Origin of the sequence: Pseudoalteromonas sp. Z1A2, from assembly GCF_011378755.1 — a bacterium.
Lineage (GTDB): Bacteria > Pseudomonadota > Gammaproteobacteria > Enterobacterales > Alteromonadaceae > Pseudoalteromonas > Pseudoalteromonas distincta.
Window position 1 is genome coordinate 1 of the sequence record NZ_WTKX01000074.1, and the last position, 1,128, is coordinate 1,128.

The following is a 1,128-nucleotide window of genomic DNA, read 5'->3' on the forward strand; positions in this document are numbered from 1 at the left end:
CAAAACATATATGAATTAGCTTTCGCATATTTGCACACACAGCTTGCATTGGTGTTTTACCATTATTTATTAACGTTAACTTGTGTCGTTTTATTGTTTTATTCCATTGCCCAGCAACAACGGCTGCCATATAAAGTTTACATCGAATTCTGGCTGGGCCAAGTTTACTGATTGATGTTCGCCCTTTTAATTTACCCGATTCATTATGCCGTGGGATTAATCCACAATAAGCCGCCGCTTCTTTGGCTTTATTAAATTTTTTAGCCGCAAACAAATACGTCAGCTCTCTCGATAATACGGGCCCTATGCCAGGGATTGACTCAAGTAGTTTCCTGTTTCTTTTTAAATCAGGTTCATTATCTATGTGGTTATCAATGTCAGATTTAAGTTGTTTAATTTCATCGTCTAAAAACGCGATAGTCACTTTTATAGATTGGCAAACACGCGCAGAAACGTTGCTGAATTCACTTGCTTCTAATCGGTTCGCTTCTCGTTGCCGGTTACTCTCAAGCGCATCTAAACGACGGATAAGGGCTTTAAGCTCTCTAATTGCTAATGCTTCAGGTTGCCAATAATTAACGACTGCGTGCTTGGCACAGCCATAATGAGCAAGCATCGTTGCATCAGATTTGTCTGTTTTATGAATTATGTTTAAAGCGTCTGCATACTTTTTAGCTTTACCAGGGTTCGCTAAAATAATATTAAAGCCTTGCTCGTATAAAAAATACATCAGTGCTTCATGATAAACACCCGTTGGTTCGAGGGTGATAACGAGCTCATTAGCAGCGCTTTTTGTTGTATTTAAAAGCCATTTTTCTATTGTTACAAAATCTTGGCGCTTGTTTTTAAAGACTTTTGTTTTAATTTTATTTGTAAGTTGGTCTCTCAACCACGATAAATCAATCTTCTCTTTACTAATATCAATGCCGATAAACATCATCTCTACTTACTCCCCTTGTACATACAGCATCTACTTAAATAAAAGCGTGCTTGGATACCATTCAGTTTGTGAGAATAGAAAGTCAGGGCTTTATCTACGGAGCAGTATTAAATACTAGACGCGAAGGCAAGCTCACTGACTTCGATGTGATAAATGATAGCTAATCATTTATCAATGAGAGATACAAG

Annotated in this window: 1 protein-coding gene; it reads right to left on the reverse strand. The window is 37.5% G+C overall.

Going from position 1 to position 1,128, the window contains the following annotated elements; all coding sequences use genetic code 11:
* A partial coding sequence (locus tag GQR47_RS20210; protein WP_165724410.1) for an IS110 family transposase occupies nucleotides 1–940 on the reverse strand: 940 nt, incomplete at its 3' end.
* Nucleotides 941–1,128 lie beyond the last annotated feature (188 nt).